Here is a 19778-nt window from a genome sequence, read left to right as displayed (position 1 = left end):
CCGCTTAGACTGTGGCGCTCAGCCCCAGCACCCGATCCCAATGCAACCAAAGCGCCAGCGCACCGAGCGCCAGCCCTAAGAGGGCGAAGGTCAGATCATGCCGCGCGTCCCAGACGCCATGCGCCCTTGCGAGCCAGATCAGCACTAGATGCGACAGCACCATCGCGGCCCCCAAACCGATCAGCGCTCCCGGCAGACCGGCGGTGATCACCCCCGCCAGCAGTAGCCCCACTTGCAGGCTGGCCCTTGAGGCCGAAGAGATGAAGAACCGCCGCGAATCCCCCGCGGCCAAAGCCGCTTGATCATAGGTCATCCCGATCACCTGCGGCATCAACGCCAGCGCCAGCATCACCAGAATCGCGCCGCTTTGCAGATAGCGCGGGTCATAGAGGATTGAGACCAACCAAGGCCCCGCCAGCGCCATGACCACCAAAAGCGCCAGTAACCCGCCGCTTAGCCCATAGCGCATCCGCTTGAGCTTGGGATGATCGCCGCCCCCCGCCTCTCGGTAGATTGGGATCATCACCCGCCCGGTGACATTCTGGCCCAGCAGCAGCGGAAAGCTGGCCAGAAAATAGCCGATATTGTAGATGCCCAACCCTTCGAGCGAGAGGAACTTGCCCAAGATCGCCTTGTCGCCCTGACTGGCAAAGAACCAGAACATGGTCGACAGGAAGATCCATTTGCCGAAATGCACCAATTCGCGCACCGCCGGACGCTCCCAGCGAAAGCGGTTGCCCGGCCCCGGCAGGAAGGCATGGGTCAGCGCCAGTTTCGCCAAGGCGCTCACCACACCGCCGACCACCAGCGCCGCCACCGATTTATAGAGCGCCGCGCCCAAGATCATCACCGCGATGCCCATTACCTGCGATGTCAGGTCCAGCAGCGTCAGCCGCCCCATTTGCAGATGCCGATGCGCCGTTTCGATCCGCGTTGGGTTGAACCCGGCCACCACAAGGCTCAGCGCCGCGATGGGGAGATAGGTCAGCAGGAGCGGCTCGTCGTAAAACGCCGCCACTGGCCATGCTAATGCAGAGGCGGCCAGCCACAGACACGCCCCCCGGATCGCTTGGATTGTCCAAGCGGTGTTCAGGAAATCCGGATCATCGCCACGCTTGCTCTGCGCGATGGAGGGGGCGATGCCCACGTCCGAGAACAGCGTCAGCCCGACAATCACCACCTGTATCAGCGCCATCAGGCCAAAGGCTTCGGGGAACAGCAGCCGCGTCAGGATCAGGTTCGACGCCAGCCGGATCGCCTGCGACCCGCCGTAGCCCAAGATGATCCACGAGGTCGAGCGCAGCGCCCGTGCCATCAGGCGATTGCCCGTTACCGCTTGGGAAAGCTTGGAAAACACCCGTTGCTGCGCCTCTGCCAGTTCTCTGCGAGAGCCTAAAGCCTTGCCCGCCCTTGTGCCAGTGGCAAGCGGGCGGGTAACAAGGTTTATCAGCCCCAAGCCAAGGCCGCACCGCCCGTGAAGATCGCCTATATTCTGAACACCTATCCGCAGCCCTCGCATTCCTTCATCCGGCGCGAGATCGCGGCGCTGGAAGCGGCAGGCCATGAGGTGAAACGTTTCGCCATGCGTGGCCCCGATGTGCCGCTGGTCGATCCACAAGACAAGGCCGAGATGGCAGCCACGCACTATGTGCTGGCCGCCGGTGGCAGCGTCCTCGCCCGTGCCAGTTTGCGCATGATGCTGCGCGCGCCGCGGCGGTTCGGCCAAGCGCTGCGCGATGTCTGGCAAGCCGCCCGGCGGGCCGAGACGGGGCGCGCGCGCCATCTGATCTATCTGGCCGAGGCCTGTTATCTGCGCGCCCGGCTTGAGGGCAGCGACATCCAACATCTGCACGCCCATTTCGGCACCAACGCCGCGATGGTCGCGATGCTTTGCCACAGGTTGGGCGGGCCGCGCTATAGTTTCACCACCCACGGGCCCGAGGAATTCGACAGCCCGCGCGCCCTTTCGCTCGGTGCGAAAACCCACCACGCGGCCTTTGCCGTGGCGATCAGCCAGTTCGGGCGCAGCCAGCTGTGCCGTTGGGCCGACCCGGCGGATTGGCCGCGCATCAAGGTCGTGCATTGCGGCATTGAGCCCGCCAAATTCACGGCCCCCGCCCCCCTGCCCGATGGCCCGCGCCGCCTCGTCTCCATCGGACGTTTCGTGGAACAAAAAGGCCAGCTTGCCCTGATCGATGCCATGGCCCGGCTCCGCGAGAGCCACCCCGCTCTGCATCTGACCCTGATCGGCGACGGCCCCCTGCGCGGCGCGATCGAGGCCGAAATCGCCCGCCACGGCCTGCAAGAACGCGTCACCCTGACCGGCTGGGTCGATGAAGCCCGCGTGACGGCGGAACTCGGCGCCGCCCATGCGCTTGTGATGCCCAGTTTCGCCGAAGGCCTGCCCATCGTGGTGATGGAGGCGATGGCCGCCGCGCGCCCGGTGATCGCTACCTATATCGCAGGCACGCCGGAATTGGTGCAGCCGGGCGAGACCGGATGGCTGGTGCCCGCAGGCGATGTGGCGGCCTTGGCCGAGGCGATGGCCGCCCTGCACGACGCCCCCCTCCCCGCGTTAGAGGAAATGGGGACGAAAGCCCGCACGCGGGTCTTTGCACGCCATGATGTCGCCCGCGAGGCGGCGAAACTCGCCCAGCACATGCAAGAAGCCGCCCGCTAGCGCCCCCGCACCCAACGGTTGGAGCTGCGCAAAACCGGCGCATGGATCGTAAGCCGCACGGCAACAAAGACCAGCGCGCCCAAGGGATCGGCCAGCGCCCGCCGCCAAAAGGGGTGCAGTCGGTCATGGGGATCGTCATTGCGCATCAATTCAGGGAACAGCCGCGCGACCTCGGCCACGCCTGCATCCTGCCGCCGGCGCACCCGCACCAGTGGCGCGAAACCTTCGATCATCGGCCAGTCATAGCGGGCGGGCACGGCGATACGCTCCTCGGGGCGAAAGTTCAGCCGCGCGAAAGTGTCGTCCGAGATGATATCGGGCCACGCCCCCCACCGCGCCCGCCCGGCGCGGTTCATCGCAAAGACACCAAAGCCCGGCACGCCATGGGTCATGAAACCGGTCGTCCGCCAGAACCGCGTGTAATGGCGCGTCACCCAATCGCCCGAGGTCGTCACCCGTGGCACCCCGCTGCCATAGCGCGGCGCGTCCCCCGCCAGCGCCTCTTCTAACTGGCTCAGCAAGGGCGGTGACACCAGCACATCGGCGTCGAGATAGACCAGAACCGCCCCCCGCGCCGCCGCCTCGCCCGCGTTCCACGCGCCCAGCTTGCCGCCTTGGGCTAGTTCCAGCACCCGCAACACCCAGCCCCGCACCTCGAATGACGGGATCGCCGCGCGGGCAAGTTCGGCAGTGTTGTCCGAGCAGCCATTGGCCACGACGATCACCTCAACCGGCCCTGCCAGCGGCGCGGAAGCGCAGAGCGCATCAAGGCAGGCGGGCAGCCAGTCGGCCTCATCATGGGCGGGGATCAACACGCTCACCCCGTGGAACGCGCCGTTGTTCAATTCCATGCGGCCAAAGCGTGCCAACGCGGATTGTCGTCCGCCAGATAGCGCAGCGCCCCCCAAGAGCCCCATTTCGTCGGGGCGTAGACGTCGGAGTAATGGGTGAAAAGCTGCCCGCCAACAGCCCGCCAGCCCGCCATCAGATCGGTATAGAGCGCGCCCATCTCTGCGGAGTAATTCAGATGGTGAAAGAACTCGGTCAGTCCTTCGTCATTCACCTGCGCCCCAAGGCCAACCACATGGCTGCCGCCTTCGTACATCACCAGATCGAGGTCATGCGCCCGCGCCACGGCAGCGTGATGGGGCCAAACGCGGCCAATGAGATCGGCCAGCGTGTCGGTCTCCAAACCGCTGGTGCCCCCGTTGCGCAGGTCCTGCGCCGCAAGGGCTGTTGCCGCATCAAAGCGGTGGGCCGCGATATAATCGGCCAAAGCCGCGCCGCTCAGCCCCTGCGCCTCCCCCTCGGCGCGGGCCTTGGCAAGGCTATCGGCCAGCCAGCCGCTGACCAATTCGGCATTCTCCTCCAACCCCAGCACGCCGCCGAAATACCCGGTGATCGCATAGGCATCGAAGGCCGTGGCGGGGGCGCTGTTGCCCGCCTGCTCGGCCACGTAAAGCGGCGCGTCCAAGACTTCGCGCTCAAGCCCTAACCACCCGGTTTGGCTCGCGATCACATTGCGCAACCGCGCCTCGGCCTCACCGCCGAAAACATCCGTCCAGATGCGCGCCACTTCGGCGGCCCGCAGGCCGTAGAACTGCATCCCCTTCTCGGCCTCATCCCAGCGGGCCTGCGCCATCTCATCGGCCCATTGGGTCTGGGCGAATTGCCAGTTCCACACCTCGTTCGAGAACTCCACATAGGCTTTGCGCTCGCCCTCCAACGCCTCTTCGACATAGGTCGCAAAGGCGGTCACATAGCCATCATCCGCCAGATGCGGCATGTTGAACCACGGGTCGATCCCCAGTTCATTGGCCAATGCGACCATCACCTCCACCGGGACGCCGCGCAGGGCATAGGTTACGTCCTCGGGGCGCGGACTGTCCTCCCAAGTGGCGATGGGGCTGTCGTTGGTGGCCATCCAATCCATGAAGCGCAGCACCTTCATCCCCGTCAGATGCCGCGTCCAATCAGGGTTGAAACGCGCCCCGGCGTCGTAATCGGCGACGCGGTCTTCGCGGACCACGGTGATCTCACGCGGCGGGTCGCTGCGGTGCATGCGTTGAATGCGAATGTCGACACTGCCCGGCCCCGGCGCATAGTCGAACCGCACCTCGTTCTTGCCATAGCGTACATTCTCGGCCCGGCCCGTGACCTCAATCACGCCTTGCCCTTCGAAGCGCAGCAGATAGCGGCCCTTGAGCGTCGTCGCCTGTGCCGGCATGTCGGTGAGGATCAGCGTGCCGATGCTGCCAAGTTCGCGCGTTATCTTCACCGGCCAGCCCTCGGCATCGAGATAGCCGCCTTCGACCAACTGCGCATATTCCATCCCGCCAAAGCGCCCGGCCACATGGCCAAGCCACGGGCGGGCGGTTTTCATCAGGTCGAGGAAAGGCGCCTGCACGCTCCAATCCGCAATGGCGGCGAGGCCGATGCCCATGTCGCGGGTGCCCGCAACGGCCTCTTCCGGGGTCGTAATTTCAAATGGCGTTGGCGGATCGAGGGGCTTCGCGGTCTTGGGCGCATCGCTGACCGGGGTCTGCGCAGGCGGGCCGGTCGGGGCAATCGGCGCGGTCTGCGCGTTGTCCTCGGCGACGGGCCGCGTCGCGGGGGGCGCTGGCATCACGGCACCGCCCTGATAGTCCTGCACCGCCTCCCAGGCCACCCGTTGCAGGGCACGGGCAAGATCAGGCTGGGGCGTGTCGAAAGCCTTGCCCCAGCGATCGTTAAAATCCGTCGGGAGACCCAGCGGGTCTTTGCCCGTCAGCGTGGCATATTGCACCATGGCGACGAAGTAGTGGCCGAGGTCGTTCAGATGGATGTCATCCGCGAAGAGCGCGTCGATCCCGGTCAGCCCGGGGAGGTTTTCGGCAGCGAGCTCATCATACAGCCGGGCCATCGCTTGCCCGGCTGGGATCACCTCGATCGTCGCTTTCTCCGAACTGCGCCCCGCGCGCACCGCCGATGCGATCCCCTCCCACGCGGGCAGATCGCTCTCCAACCTCTCGCGCCACGGGATATGGGCGTGATCGTCATAGGCCACCGCCTCCCCGCTGCCGCTTTTCAGCGAATGCCATGTCTCTTGCAGATAGACTTTCACTTCCGGATTGGCCGCCGCCGCAAGATCAAAGAAGGCCTGCGCATAGACTTCGGTGTCCGACCAGCGGGTGTGATTGGCCAGCGGGATCGCCTCGGTCAGGATGAGATGGGTGATGTCCCCCTCGGGCAGCAGCGCACGGGCATCTACCCCCTCGGCCCGGTCCGATTCATCCCAATTGTAGCGCAGGGGCGCGCCGTTGATGATCTGCGCGCGCACTTCGCCTTGGCCCACCCCGGCGCGCAGCGCCTCTTGCAGCATATCCGGCCCGTCGGCCCCGAAAAGACTGTGGCCCACCATCAAGACCGAGAACAGCCCGCCCAGACCGCTCATGCCGCGACCCCGCTGTCTGGATGGGCGCGGACCACGTCCCAGACCACCCGCTGCATCAGCCGTGCGGCCTCCGCGCTTGGCGCCTGCGCCGGGGTGCCATCGGCGCGCAGCAGTTCGTGCGGCAGCCCCGCCGGGTCGCGGTGATAGAGGGTCGCGTAATGGGTCAGCGCCACGAGGTAAGCCCCCTGATCGTTAAAGTGGATCGTATCGGGGCGGCCATTCTCATCGCGCGAAAAGAGGTCATGCAGGCTGATGATACCACCCACCCCGCCAGCGGCGTCGACCGCCCGGACAAAGGCCGCCATGACCTGCCCCGCGGGGATCAGATGAATGGGCACCTCCGCTTCCTGCAAGGCGGGGTAGATCACCTGCCGCCGCCAGTATTTCTCCAAGTCCCGGTCGATGCGCTTCAGCCACCCGTAGCCGTCATCTGTATGGTGCCATGTCTCATAGAGGTAAACGCGGGTGTCGGGCCGGGCGGCATGGGCCAGCCGCGCCCAATGGGCAAGGTAGTCGGGGCTGTCGTGATAGCGGATGGCATCGGCAATTTCGACCATCTCGGTCAGCACCACCGCGTCGTAATCGCCCGAGCCGATGGCCGCCCGGGCGGGCCGATGCTGCGCGTGATCGTTGGACCGCGCGAACCCGTTCACAGGCACATCCGGCTCCCAATGGTCGCGCAGCGAACTGCCCCACCCGGTCTGGCTGTGATAGCTATGCCCCGCCCCCGCCAACTGCGCCAACATCGCGGGCATGTCGCGGCCCACCAGCGAATGCCCCAGATGATAGACCTGCATTGGCCCCGAAGGCGCGCTCAGCGGCGGGGCATAGAGTTCCTCCGCCCGGCCCTGCAACTGTGCCCGGCGAAAGACCCAAGACCCGCCGCCGAGGCTGGCAAGCGCGGCGCCCCCCAAAAAGAGACGGCGTGAGAGTGCGACCATGAGATCAAGCTCCTTTGCGATCAATCTGCCCAATCGCCACCCCGCTGACAAGGTGGCCCGCCACCGACGCGATCCGCCCCCGCAGCTTATCGCCGCGGCTAAAGCCCTCTGTGTCTTGGGTAAATCGCGCGTCGAAGGTGGTATTACCGCCAGATAGGGTGACCTCAAGCCGATCAAAGCCAAAAAGCGCCTTGGTCGCTGGGTACTGCGCCTTATAGGCCGCCTCCTTGGCGCAAAAGATACGTTTCGCAGCCGCTAGGTCCGCACCGCCGAGGCGGGTGATTTCCGCCGGAAGGCAGATTTCGGTGAGCAGGTCTGCGGCCAGCGGGCTGTCGTCTTCGATATCGACGCCGAGGGTCTCCACCTCTGCCCTGCGCGCCAGAACCGCGATGCACCAATCGGCACAGTGGCTGATTGAGCCGGTCAGGCCGGGTGGCCAAATCGGCGCGCGGTCGGGGCTGGCCAGCACCGGCGCGGGCGGATGGCCAAGCGCCTGCATCGCCTCCCGCGCGGCGTGGCGTCCGGCGGTAAACTCGGCGACCCGTTTGGGCTGTGCCCGTGCGATGAGGGCGGCTTCGCCCGCCAGCAAGGGCGGATAGGCTCTGCCGGGGCGGGTCACGGCGACGGCGACCGGCAGATCGAAAAGAGCCTGAACGGCCGTCCTGATCTCGCCCTCCGCCGTCACCTCAACCCCGCCCGCGGCCACGCGCGGCCCGCATGAGGCGACGTTTCGACATGGTCTCGGACCGCGCGGGGGGCTCGGCGGCAGAAGGCGTCTTGGCCGGTGCGGCGATCTTGCCCCCCAGCCCGTCGATATGTGCCGCCAGTCCGGCAAGGGTCGGGAAACGGAAGATATCGGTGATCGACAGCGCGCTGACGCCCAAAGCCGCCTTGATGTCGCGATGCGCCTGTACCGCCAGCAGCGAGTGGCCGCCGAGGGCAAAGAAGTTATCCTCGTCGCGAATGTCCCCTACCCCCAAAAGTGCGCTCCAGACCTGCGCGATCGCCGCTTGGCTGCCGACCGCGGGCGTCTCGGCCTGCGGCGTGGCATTTGTGGGCGCGCTTTGTCGGGTCGGGGCGGGCAACGCCTTGCGGTCGATTTTCTTGTTCGGCGTCAGTGGCATGGCAGAGAGTGTGACGATGGCCTGCGGCACCATGATATCAGGCAGATGCGCGGCCAATTGCCGCCGCGCGGCGTCGCTATCAACCGTCTTTTCCGCAACCACATAGCCGATCAACTGCGCGCCGCCCTGCCCGGCATCCTCGCGCAGCACCGCCACGGCTTGGCGCACGCCCGGCAATTCGGCGAGACGCGCCTCAACCTCGCCCAGCTCAATCCGGTGGCCACGGATCTTGACCTGCGCATCGGCGCGGCCCTCGAAATGCAGCACGCCCTCGGCGTCCATCCGCACCAGATCGCCCGTGCCGTAAAGGTGGCCCCTGCCGGTGAAAGAATCGTCGATGAAACGCGCCGCCGTCATCTCGGCCCGTTGCCAATAGCCCTGCGTGACGCCATCGCCCCCGATCCAAAGCTCCCCCGAAGCACCGATGGGCAGCGGCTGCCGCGCGGGGTCGAGGATATGAACCCGCGTATTGGCAATTGGCCTGCCGATGGGCGCGGTGCTGGCCTCGGCACTCTCGAGCATATGGGTCGTGGACCAGATCGTCGTCTCAGTCGGGCCATACATGTTCTGGATCTGCGCCGGGGTCGCCGCGCGCAGCCCGCGCAGCAGGGTGCCGGGCAGCGCCTCCCCCCCGATCATCAGCGACTTGATCCGCGCCAAAGCGCCGCGCGCCTCGTCGTTCATCACCATCATCTGCGCCATCGAAGGCGTGCATTGCAGATGGGTCACCCCGTGGCGGATGATCTGCGCGGCGATGGAGTGGTCATCCGCCGCCGGTTGCCCGCCCGCATTGGCGCGGTGCAACACCTCGGCCAAGGGCGCAAGCCCCGCCATCACCTTGTCGGTCGGAATGCCATAGTCGATCAGACAGGCGATCTCATCCACGCCGATGCGCTTGAGTTGCTCGGCCCGCGCCAGACCATCGGCCACGGTGCCGAACATGCCGCTGTCGTTGAAATAGCGTTGAAAGGCAAACTCGAGGATCGCGTCCATTTCCTCGGACGAGAGGCCATCGAGGTCGATCTCAAACGGGTTCGTCGTGCCCGCCGGTTTCTTGAAGGCCGGGAAGGCCCAAGCGTATTGTTTGATCAGCCCCGCCGCCGAGCGCAGGTAGTCCTTCATCGGCTCGCGCGCCGTCTTTTCAGCCTCGGCGCGGGTCTCGGCGAGATAGCTGTGCAGCATGACGGTAACCCGATGGTCCGCCGGATCATGGCCCGCCGCGCGCAGGGCGTCATGGTAAATCTTGATCTTCTCGGCAACCTCTTCCACGGACTGGCCCAGTAGGTGGGTCAGCACATTGGCCCCGATCTCCCCCGCTTCCTTCCACGTCTGCGGATTGCCCGCCGTGGTCACCCAGATCGGCAGTTTGTCAGAGACGGGGCGCGGCTGGGTCACCACCGCGTGGGGCGTGCCATCGGCGCGGGGAAACTCTACCGGCTCCCCGGCCCAGAGCCTGCGCAACTGGTCAATGGCGTCATACATCGCGGGCTTGTTTTCGGGCGGCGTGTTCTCGGGGCGCAGCACGAAATCGTCGGGCTGCCAGCCGCTGGCGATGGCCAGGCCGACGCGCCCATTGGTCAGATTGTCGATCACCGCCCATTCCTCGGCAATCCGTGCGGGATGGTGCAGCGGCGCCACGCAAGACCCCGCCCGCACGTCGAGGTTTTGCGTCACCGCCGCCACCGCCGCGCCGGTGACGGAGGGGTTGGGGTAAGGGCCGCCAAAAGCATGAAAGTGCCGCTCGGGCGTCCAGACCGCGTTGAACCCGTGGGCATCGGCGAATTTCGCCCCTTCAAGCAGCAACTCGTATTTCTTGGGGCCGACGCCATCGTCATTGCCCCAATAGAACAGGTTAAAGTCGATCCTACGGTCGCTCGTGGCAATTGGGCCGTTCGACATGAGCGCCCGGCTGTCATCGCCCGCCAGCACCAGTTTGAAGCCTCGCGCGAGGGTCCAGAAAAGCTCCAAGACCGAAATATCGAAGCTGAGGCTTGTCACGGCGAGCCAGACCGCCCCCGCCTCATGATCGATCCGGTCGTCCATCCCGGCAAAGAAATTCGCCACATTGCCATGGCTGACCATCACCCCCTTGGGCGTCCCGGTCGAGCCGGAGGTGTAGATCAGATAGGCGAGGTCATCCGGCCCGGCGATGGCGGCGGGGTTCGCCGTCGGTGCCGTGGCAAGGCGCTTGTCGCGGTCGATCTCAACCACCTGCGCGTCATGCGACGGCAGGCTGGCGATGAGGGCCGATTGCGTGACCACAATAGATGCGCCGCTGTCCGAGAGGTAATGCGCCAGACGGTCCGCCGGATAGGCTGGATCAAGCGGCACATAGGCGGCCCCGGCTTTCAGGATGCCAAGCGTGCCGACCAGCAGGTCTACGCCCCGTGCGACGCAAAGCGCCACCGGCATCCCCGGCCCCGCCCCCCTATCACGCAGCAGATGCGCCAATTGGTTGGCGCGGGCGTTCAATGCGGCGTAGCTCAGCGTCTCACCTTCAAAGACCAGCGCGAGCGCGTCGGGGGTGCGCTCCACCTGCGCCTCGAAAGCGGCGTGGATGGTGTGGGGGGCATAGTCGCGCGTCGTCGCGTTGACGCGGGTTAGAAGCTGCGCCTCGGTATCTGGAAGCGCCCAGACGGTGCTGCAGTCCGAGGCGTCGGTGATCTTGGCAAAGGCCGCCTCAAAGCGCGCGGCAAGGAGGTCGACCGCGGCGTCGGACAGCCGCGCACCGTCGGCACGGAGCCGCGCGCCCTGTGGGGTGAGGCAGAGGGTCAGCGCCGCCCCGACAAGCGGTTCATCGCTAAAGGAGATCGCGAAATCCGGGGCGGCAGCCATATCAATTGCCGGATCGCGCAGCGGCAGGTCGCGGGCAAAACCCGCGGCATCCTTCGCGCGGGTGAGTTGCGGGTCCAACTGAGCCAGTAACTCCGCCACCGGTGTCTCCGCCTCTGCCGAGATGGTGATCGGCAGCCAATCGGCGATGAGCGGCGCGGGCGCGCCTTCACGCAGCATCGCGATACCGCCTTCGGTGGCCCCGGCGCTGCGCAGCGCGACGAGGGCTGCGGCGGCGACTTGGTGCAACGGGTCGCTTCCCTGCGGCAAGGTGATCTCTCGCGCCCCCCCTGTCTTCGGCGATTCGCTTGCGGTGGCCAAGGGGACCGGCAGCGCGTCGAAGCTGGTGAGAGCGCGCCGCCAATATGCCTCATCAGCCGGAGCCGGAACCGGGCCTGCCGTCTGGGGCAACATATCCCCGAGGGCGAAAAACTGCGCAGGTGCAACGCTTTCGCCCGCCATATCGCGCAGATCATGGAGGGCGATATGCCCGTCCTGCGCCGCCACGATCACCCGCGCCTCGTTGACCTCAACAACCTCGCCGGGCGTGCCGCCCTGCCCCGCCGCGCGTTCCACGCGGGGCACGGAGAGCACCGCGCCACCCGTGCCCAGAATTTTCGCCGTGGTCAGCGGGTTCCAATAGCTTCCGAAATCAAGGCCGCGGACCAGCGCGCCGATCTCCTCCGCCGTTGTGGTAAAATCGATCAGCCCGCCGTTCTCGGGCCGTTTGTCCTTCGCGAAATAGCTGCGCTGGCTCAGGTCTTGGGCGGTGCCTTGCAGGCTGCCGCTTTCCAACTGGGCCAGAACCTCGCCAAAGCTTTCCATCCCGGCGGCGTAGCATTTGGAATTGAGGCTAAAGGCCGTCTCATCGGCTGCGATATCAACCTCCCGCTGCGCCAGCAGGTCGCCGGTATCGACGCCGGTCTCGATCAGATGCCAACTGACCCCATGCCGCGCCTCGCCATTGATGATCGCCCAAGCGGGTGTGTTAAGCCCGGCATAGCGCGGCAGCGGACCATCGTGAAAGTTGACCGCCCCGCGTTTGGGCAGCGCCAGAACCGTCTCGGGGATCAACCGCAGGTTGGCGATGCTCAACAGCCAGTCGGCGGACAGCCCCATCGGCAAGAGTTCCTCGGCATCGCGGCAAAGCGCCACCCCCTGCCCCTCGGCCCAAGCACGCACCGCGTCGTCGCGGGTGATCACGGCAGCGATCCGGTGTCCGCCCGCCAGCAGCATGTCGCCGCAGGCGATGGTCAGGGATTCGTCGCCCATCAAGAGGGCGGTGAACGGGTCTGTCTTGAAGCTGACGGTCATCAACGGTCCTCCGTGGCGGGGCTACGGCTTGGGTCTTGAACGGCGGGGGCCGCGCGCCGCGCGGTGAGCGCATGGGCCGCAAGGTCGCGATAGAAACCCGGCGCGTCTTCCGGGCGGCGCCCGGTGAGCAGGCAGCGCAGATGGTGCGACCCGCCCCCGGCAAGCCGCGCAAGCGTGGCCAGTGCGGCATAGGCGCGGCCATGGTTCTTGGCGAAATAGCGGTGGCGGCTGTCGAACCAATAGCGCGGCATGCGCCGCCATTCCTTCATCCCGGTCGAGACTGAGCCGACATGCACGCAGCGCGCCTGCGGCACATACCAGCAGTCCCAACCCGCCCGCGCGGCCCGCAGACAAAGGTCGGTTTCCTCGTAATAGAGGAAATAGGCTTCGTCGAAGAGGCCGATCTCGGCCAGCATGTCCCACCGCATCATGACACTGGCCCCGGCCACCCAATCGACCTGCGCCGCCTTTTCAGGCAGAGGCGGCGCCACGACCGAGGCAGAGAGCAGCCGCGTCAGCGGGCCAAAGCGCGCAGCGGCCTCCAACTCTCCGGCGGCAGAGGGAAAACGAAAGGCCGTGGCATGGGGCAGATCATCCTCCCCGCGCACATGGCTTCCGGCCAATCCGGCGCGGGGGTGGTTTTGCAGATGATTTAAGAGCGCCCCGATACAGCCGCGATCGAGGAAGGCATCCGAGTTCACCACATGCACGAAATCCGGCGCGGACCCGTCCGACATCCCCGCCCGCATGGCCAAGTTGTTGCCCGCGCCAAAGCCGCCATTGCGGGGCGAAGCGATCAGCCGCACCCGGTTGCCCGCGCCCCAGCCCCGCGCGGCGATCTCCTGCGCCAGTAGCGCGGCAGAGCCATCGCCGCTGTCATTGTCGACGATCACCAATTCGGCACCCGCATCGGGCATATCGGCCAAAGCGGCCTCAGCCGCGCGCAGGGTCATCTCTGCGGTCCGGTAATTGAGGATGACGACCAACAGGCGGGGCGGTTGTTGCATCATTCCGCCGCCGTGGCTTGGGTGTGGTCTTGGCCTGCGCCTTCGGGCAGGGCTGCCGCAATCACCTCGGCCAGTTCTTGCGCCAGCACGGTCACATTCGGGGCCAGCACCATGCTGACGTGATCGCCCGGCACTTCGATCACCTGCAAGCGCGGCGCATATTGCCGCCACTGGTTGTCCTCATAGACATATTCCTTTTCCGCCGTGACATACTGCCCGTCAGAGACCGCCCAATGGCGATCCAGCGGCGGGCGGAACAGGGTCATCGGCCCGTCCCACTGCGGGGTTTCATACCGTCCCACCGCGCGGAGGAACGCCGCCTGAATGCGCAGACTGTTGAAGGACACCCCCTCACCTTCGCCGCTCGTCTCTTGCGGCGCCCGACGCCGCTCACGCTCCCACGCCCAGCGGTTGCGCGCCCATTCCAGCAGATAGGCCGGGCCTTTGCGGCGCAGTTCGGCCAATTTGATATGCGCCTTGTCGATCTTGCTGAGCGACGGGCGTACGGGCAACGGCGTGTCGAGCATCGCAAGAACGGCCACCTCCTGCCCCGCGGCCTTCAACTGCTGCGCCATCTCATAGGCCGTGATCCCACCGCCAGAGTATCCAGCCAGCAAATAAGGCCCTTGGGGCTGCAAGGCGCGGATTTCGGTGATGTAATCCGCCGCGGCGGTCTGCACCTCTTCATGGGGGGCCGCGTCACCGATCAGCCCACGGGCCTGCACCCCGTAGACCGGCCGCTCATTGCTAAACGGCAGGGCAAGATGGCGTAGGTTCAGCACATTGCCGAACATCCCCGCGACCACGAACAGCGGCGTCGCGTCTCGCGAGGACTGGTTGAGCGGCACGAGGTAGTCAAAGCGCTGTTGCGAGCCCGCCGCGTCTGTCTCGACCGCCTCCGCCTGCGCCACATCCCCGCGCTCCGCCGCGATGAGCGCTGCGCATTTGGCGATGGTCGGCGCTTCGAAAAGGACGGAGATCGGGAACTCCACCTTGAACTCCCGTTTGACCGCCGCGAAGAGGCGCACCGCGATCAGGGAATGGCCGCCGAGGTCAAAGAAACTGTCCTCGACCCCCACGGGGCTGACGCCCAAAAGGTTCGACCAAATCTCGGCCAATCTCTCTTCGATCCCATTGCGCGGGGCCACGAAGGAGCCGTCGAGATCGGGCCGCTCAAAGCTCTGCCCTTGGGTGGCGGCATCGGTCAGCGGCGCATCGGCCTGCGCGATCAGCCCTTGCAGGGGCAGCGAAGAGACTATGACCTGCGGCGCCTCCAGCGCCAGCGCGCGGCGCAGCGCCTCTGGCCCCTCCTGCGTGCGGATGCCTTGGCGCACCAGACGGGCCAGACGCTCTTCGGCGGGGCTGAGGCTCCCGCTGCTGTCAGCATCTTCAAAGGTCACTTCGCGGGCGTCAGGCGGGGGCACATCGGCAAAGGCCCCTTCAAGCCGCTTCATCGCGAAATCGCGGACCTTGACCAGAACCGTGCCCTGCGGATCGGTGATCGTGACGTCGAAACGGGCCAAACCCTCGGCCCCCGTGCCCTCGGCCAGCCGGACATGCGAGCGGACTTCGGCAGGCAGCGGCGCGTGGAGCGTGATTTCCCCATAGGACAGCGGCACCCAGAGGTGGCGCGCGGCATAGCCGGGGATCAGCGCCATGGCCCAACCGGTGGCGATATCCATCAGACCGGGGTGCATCAGGTAGCCATCGGTCAGATCAGCCTGTGCTGCCTCGGGCAGGTGCAACGTGGCGATGCCCTCACCCTGCCCGAGGGAAGTGCATTGCAGCACATGCCAGCGCGGGCCGAACTTCAAATGCGCTTCTTGAACCGCGGGCAGATGGCGCCCGGGGGCGGCCTCGGCCACATCCTCGCAACGGGCGGCGATGGCCGCGAGGTCAAGCGGTTCGGCACTGCCGTCTGCCGGAGACAGCCGCGCTTGGACATGCAACTGCCACGCAGGCTTGCCGTTGACCACACAGGCGCTGTGCAACTCGGCGGCGAAACCTTTGCCCTCCGGGGTCAGGGTGATCTTGATTTTGCGCCGCGCCCCATCGGCCAGCGGCAGTGGGCGCAGGAAGTAGAGGTCTTGAAGGGTGAAGCCGTCTAGCCCTTGGGCCGCCGCCGCTTCGGCCAAAAGCTCGATATAGCCCGTGCCGGGCATGATCGCGCGGCCATCCAAGGTGCGGTGTTGGGCGAGCAGCCAATGCGAGGCTGCAACCTCGGTCGTGAATTCGGGCGCGCCGCTCTCGCCCGACCCGGCGGTTTCCAGCAGCGCCGCCTTGATCGGGCGGGCGGGCAGCGCCACGGCACCGCCGCCGCCAAGGCTCTCTGCCGCCATGCCGACATCGCCCCAAACGCCCCAGTTCACCGCCACCACGCGGGTCTGCGCCGCGCGCCGCGATTGCGCAAAGGCGTTGAGCCAGGCATTGGCCGCCACATAATCCACCTGCCCCGCCGCGCGGGTCGCGGTGGAGGTCGAGGAGAAGAGCACCATGAGGTCGAGCGTGCCATCGGGCAGCAGTTGATCCAAGACCCGCAGCCCCTGCACCTTGGGCGCAAGCACCGCGTCAATATCCGCATCCGTCTTGGCCAAGAGCGGCGCGTCATCCAGCACCCCCGCGGCATGGATCACCCCCGTCAGCCCGCCGTGGCGCACGGTCAGGTCGTCGATCACCCGGCGCATCTGCGCAAGGTTGGCAACATCGGCCCGGGCCACCTCGACCGCGCCGCCCGATTGCGCCGCCTTGGCCTCAAGCCGCAGGATAGCCCGCAGACGCCGCGCCGTGGCATCCGCCGGGCCGTGGCTGGCAAGGTAGCTGTCCCATTCATGGCGCATCGGGAGGGCCGCGCGGCTTAGCAGGATCACGCGGGTGCCGGACGTCTCCAAAATATCCGCCGCGAGGGTCATGCCGATGCCCCCGAAACCGCCGGTGATGAGGTAGCTTCCCTGTGACTTCCAGCCTGGCAGATCAGCCTCGGGCAGCGCGGCGGCGCGGTAGCCCAGCTCATAGCGGCGGCCAGCACGATGGGCGACTTGGAGGTTGGCGGGGGTCGCCAAAAGCTCTTCGATCAGGTCCGGGGGGTCAATCACCGGCGCGGGCGCCACCGGTTTCGCGAACCATCCCGAAGGGGCCACAGGCGCGACCTCGGGCAAGTCGATCTGAGTTGCCGTCAGCCCCGGCACCTCGCGCGCCATAACCCCAACGGGGCCGGAAATGAGCGCTTTTTCGGGATAGGCCAGCCCATCCTTTGCCACCTGCGTGGCACCGGTGGTGAAGACGCTGAGGTGCAGCGGCGCGGGGTTCTCGGCCTCGGCCAAAGACTGGGCGAGCCACGTCAGGCTCCAGAACCCCTGTTCGACATTGCGGTCAAACCGGCTGGAGCCGGGGCGCGGGGCGGCCTGATCATCGGTCAGCCAGAAATGCGCGATCCGGTCGGGCCTCTGCCCATCGGCCTTAAGCGCTGCGATCAACTGGTCATAGCCCGACCGCCCCTGTTCGGCGGCAAGCGTGAAATGATCGGCGCTGACGCGGTCAAAGGCATCCCCCGCCGTGACCTCTGCCACCCGGTGCCCCTCGGCCCGCAACCGTGCCGCAGCCTCGCCCCCCAGCCCCGCTGTGTCGGCAAAGACGAGCCAATTCAGCGGGCCGGAGAGGTCCAAATCCCGTTCGGCATAGCGCGGTTGCCAATGAGGCAGCGCGCCCCAGTCGCATATGTCCTCCAGCCGTTGCAGCGGTTGCTCGGCCGGGCGTGCCGCCGCCTCACCCGGCTCGATGAAATAGCGTGCACGTTGAAATTGATAGGTCGGCAGCACCACACGGTTGCGCCGTGCCTCGCCCCAAATCTGCGCCCAATCGGCCTCGACCCCGCAGGCCCAGAGCCGCCCGATCACCCCAAGGAAATAGGCATCATCCGCGATCTCTTGCTCGGCGTGGCGCAGCGAAGACATCACCTGCCCCGGAGCCACATTGGCGTGCATCTGCGCCAAGGCGGAAAGCGCCTTGCCCGGCCCGACCTCAAGGAAAACCCGCGGCACATCGCTGCTCAGAGTATTGATGCAATCGGCGAAATTCACCGTGTGACGCAGCTGTGCGACCCAATAGTCGGGGTCCGTCGCCATCTGCGCCGTGATCACCTCGCCACTGCGGTTCGACAGGAAGGGCATCTGCGGCGCGCGCAGGTCAAGCGTGGCGAGGAAGGCGCGGTATCGGTCAAGGATTGGGTCCAACATCCGCGAGTGCGCGGCGATGTCGATGGCGATGCGCTGATGGTCAAGACCGGCGGCGTCTAGCCGCTCTTGCAGCGCCTTTAGCGCGTCTTCGGGGCCGGAAACGGCGATCAGTTCCGGGCCGTTCACGCTGGCGATATCAAGGGCCTCGCCCAGAAGCGGCGTGATCCGGTCCAGCGGCGCGGCAATGCTGATCATCCCGCCCGACGGCACCTCGTCGAACAACTGCCCGCGCAGCAGCACAAGGTCGATACAGTCCTCAAAGCGCATCACCCCGGCAAGGCAGGCGGCGACATTCTCGCCCATGGAATGCCCGACCATTGCGGCGGGTTTCACGCCCCAAGACAGCCAAAGCTGCGCCAGCGCATATTCAACGATCATGATCAGCGGCAGTTGCACCGAGGGGCGTTTCAGCTTGGCCTCGGCTGCTGCGCGGCCCTCAGGCTCCGGCAGCCAGATCGCGCGAATGTCGTAGTCGAGTTGCGGGGCCAGATGGGCCAGCCCCCGGTCCATCCATTCGGCAAAGACCGGCTCGGACTCGTAAAGATCGCGCGCCATATCGGCATATTGCGCGCCGCCGCCGGGGAACATGAAAACGACTTCGGGATCAGGGCCGAGGTGGTCATGGGTAAAGACACGGCGGCTGTCGCCCGCCTCCAGCAGGGCCGCGGCTTCCTCATGGCTTTCGGCCACCAAGACGCGACGCTTGTCAAAACCGCGACGGCCCTCTTTCAAGGTGAAGGCCACATCGGCCAAGGGCTGTTCGGGATGGGCGCGCAGATGTGCCGCGAGCGCGGCGCTATTGGCGTCCAAGGCCGCTTTGCTGCGCCCCGAAAGGCAGAGCACATGGAAAGGGAAATCGCTGTCTTCTGAGGCCGCGCGGGCCGGTGCCTCTTCCAGGATCATATGCGCATTGGTGCCGCCCACGCCAAGCGCATTGACGGCGGCGCGGCGCGGGGTGCTTTGGCCGGGCCAGTCGTAAAGCCGGTCATTGACGCGGAAGGGCGAGCCCTCAAAAGGGATCGCCGGGTTCGGCGCCTCATAGCCTAGCGAGGGCGGGATCTGCTGGTGGTGCAGCGACAGCGCCGCCTTGGCCAGCCCCGCCACGCCCGCCGCGGTGTCGAGATGGCCGATGTTTGTCTTGACCGATCCGATGCGGCAGAAATCTTCCGCCTGCGTTTCGGCCCGGTAGGCTTGGGTCAGCGCGGCCACCTCGATCGGGTCGCCCAGATAGGTGCCGGTGCCGTGGCATTCGACCATGCCAATGCTCTGCGCCGCCACGCCCGCATCATTGAGCGCGCGGGCGATGGCCGCTGTCTGCCCGTCCACCGAAGGTGCCAGATAGCCCGCCTTGGCCGCCCCGTCGTTGTTCACCGCCGAACCTTTGATGACCGCCCAGATGTGGTCACCATCCGCGACTGCATCCTCCAACCGCCGCAGCGCCACGGCGCCTGCGCCAGAGCCAAAGACGGTGCCCTGCGCGCGATGATCGAAGGCATGGCATTCGCCGTCGGGCGAGAGGATCTCGTTTTCCTTGAATTCATAGCCGCGCCCCTGCGGCAGTTCGATCGTTACCCCGCCGGCCAGCGCCATGTCGATCTCACCCGCGCGCAGCGCCTGCGCGGCGTAGTGGATCGCCACCAGCGAAGTCGAACAAGCGGTTTGCAGGTTGATCGACGGGCCTTTGAGGTCAAGCACATGGCTCACCCGGGTCGAGAGGAAATCCTTGTCGTTGCCGGTATGGCGCAGCAGGAACATGCCCACATCGTCGACGAGGGCTGGGTTCGAACAGATGTTGAAATAGAAATAGCTTCCCATGCCGCAACCGGCATAGACACCCACCGGGCCGGAAAGGCTTTCGGGCATATGGCCTGCCTGCTCCATCGCCTCCCATGCGATCTCAAGAAACTTGCGGTGCTGCGGATCGAGGATGGCGGCGTCTTTTGGCGAAAAGCCAAAGAACTCCGCATCGAACATATCATAGCCGGGCATATCGGCAGTGACGGGCACATAGTTTGGCCGGGCCATCCGCTCGGCGCTCTCTCCGGCGGCGCGCAGCTCTGCCGCGTCGCGGCGCTTGAGCGCGCTCACCCCATCGCGCAGGTTCGCCCAATAGGCATCGATCCCTTCGGCGCCCGGCACCGTCACCGACATGCCGACGATCGCGATGTCACCGCGCGAAAGAGTGTTGTCCGTGCTATTCATTGCGACACATGTC

General features: G+C 66.3%; 9 protein-coding genes. 1 reads left to right on the top strand and 8 read right to left on the bottom strand.

Annotated features, from left to right (window positions below):
• Positions 1 to 4: 4 nt before the first annotated feature.
• Positions 5 to 1315, bottom strand: a complete 1311-nt coding sequence (locus ACGYLD_RS09685; RefSeq protein ID WP_394402318.1) for an oligosaccharide flippase family protein — start codon at positions 1313 to 1315, stop codon at positions 5 to 7.
• Positions 1316 to 1474: 159 nt separating this feature from the next.
• On the opposite strand from ACGYLD_RS09685, the gene ACGYLD_RS09680 reads away from it, so the two are divergent.
• On the top strand, positions 1475 to 2680 hold the full coding sequence (locus ACGYLD_RS09680; RefSeq protein ID WP_271693311.1) for a glycosyltransferase: 1206 nt from the start codon (positions 1475 to 1477) through the stop codon (positions 2678 to 2680).
• Here the strand turns inward: ACGYLD_RS09680 and ACGYLD_RS09675 are convergent.
• The 7 genes from ACGYLD_RS09675 to ACGYLD_RS09645 are packed head-to-tail and all read right to left on the bottom strand — an operon-like array spanning position 2677 to position 19765.
• Positions 2677 to 3531, bottom strand: coding sequence for a glycosyltransferase family 2 protein (locus tag ACGYLD_RS09675; protein WP_394402315.1), 855 nt, complete (start codon positions 3529 to 3531; stop codon positions 2677 to 2679). The genes ACGYLD_RS09680 and ACGYLD_RS09675 overlap by 4 nt on opposite strands.
• Positions 3522 to 6113, bottom strand: coding sequence for a hypothetical protein (locus ACGYLD_RS09670; protein ID WP_394402312.1), 2592 nt, complete (start codon positions 6111 to 6113; stop codon positions 3522 to 3524). Before ACGYLD_RS09670 ends, ACGYLD_RS09675 begins: the two co-directional genes overlap by 10 nt.
• Positions 6110 to 7054: a hypothetical protein gene (locus ACGYLD_RS09665; protein WP_271693308.1), complete on the bottom strand. Its 945-nt coding sequence runs from the start codon at positions 7052 to 7054 to the stop codon at positions 6110 to 6112. Before ACGYLD_RS09665 ends, ACGYLD_RS09670 begins: the two co-directional genes overlap by 4 nt.
• 4 nt (positions 7055 to 7058) lie before the next feature.
• Positions 7059 to 7760: a 4'-phosphopantetheinyl transferase gene (locus ACGYLD_RS09660; protein ID WP_271693307.1), complete on the bottom strand. Its 702-nt coding sequence runs from the start codon at positions 7758 to 7760 to the stop codon at positions 7059 to 7061.
• Entirely contained in the window at positions 7741 to 12324 is a 4584-nt protein-coding gene (locus ACGYLD_RS09655) for a MupA/Atu3671 family FMN-dependent luciferase-like monooxygenase (RefSeq protein WP_394402308.1), read from the bottom strand. The genes ACGYLD_RS09660 and ACGYLD_RS09655 overlap by 20 nt, the downstream gene beginning before the upstream one ends.
• Positions 12324 to 13331, bottom strand: coding sequence for a glycosyltransferase family 2 protein (locus ACGYLD_RS09650; RefSeq protein WP_271693305.1), 1008 nt, complete (start codon positions 13329 to 13331; stop codon positions 12324 to 12326). Before ACGYLD_RS09650 ends, ACGYLD_RS09655 begins: the two co-directional genes overlap by 1 nt.
• Complete coding sequence (locus ACGYLD_RS09645) at positions 13331 to 19765, bottom strand: type I polyketide synthase (protein WP_394402305.1); 6435 nt, start codon at positions 19763 to 19765, stop codon at positions 13331 to 13333. Before ACGYLD_RS09645 ends, ACGYLD_RS09650 begins: the two co-directional genes overlap by 1 nt.
• Between the last annotated feature and the right edge of the window lie 13 nt (positions 19766 to 19778).

The sequence above is a fragment of the Sulfitobacter sp. 1A12056 genome (assembly GCF_043558125.1).
GTDB lineage: Bacteria > Pseudomonadota > Alphaproteobacteria > Rhodobacterales > Rhodobacteraceae > Sulfitobacter > Sulfitobacter faviae.
The sequence above is the reverse complement of the archived record's forward strand: the minus strand, read 5'-3'. Positions and strand labels throughout refer to the sequence as shown.

Coding starts and splice junctions, on each gene's coding strand:
- ACGYLD_RS09685 (WP_394402318.1), bottom strand. CDS start 1,315: ATGGCACGGGCGCTGCGCTCGACCTCGTGGATCATCTTGGGCTACGGC.
- ACGYLD_RS09675 (WP_394402315.1), bottom strand. CDS start 3,531: ATGGAATTGAACAACGGCGCGTTCCACGGGGTGAGCGTGTTGATCCCC.
- ACGYLD_RS09670 (WP_394402312.1), bottom strand. CDS start 6,113: ATGAGCGGTCTGGGCGGGCTGTTCTCGGTCTTGATGGTGGGCCACAGT.
- ACGYLD_RS09665 (WP_271693308.1), bottom strand. CDS start 7,054: ATGGTCGCACTCTCACGCCGTCTCTTTTTGGGGGGCGCCGCGCTTGCC.
- ACGYLD_RS09655 (WP_394402308.1), bottom strand. CDS start 12,324: ATGACCGTCAGCTTCAAGACAGACCCGTTCACCGCCCTCTTGATGGGC.
- ACGYLD_RS09650 (WP_271693305.1), bottom strand. CDS start 13,331: ATGCAACAACCGCCCCGCCTGTTGGTCGTCATCCTCAATTACCGGACC.
- ACGYLD_RS09645 (WP_394402305.1), bottom strand. CDS start 19,765: ATGAATAGCACGGACAACACTCTTTCGCGCGGTGACATCGCGATCGTC.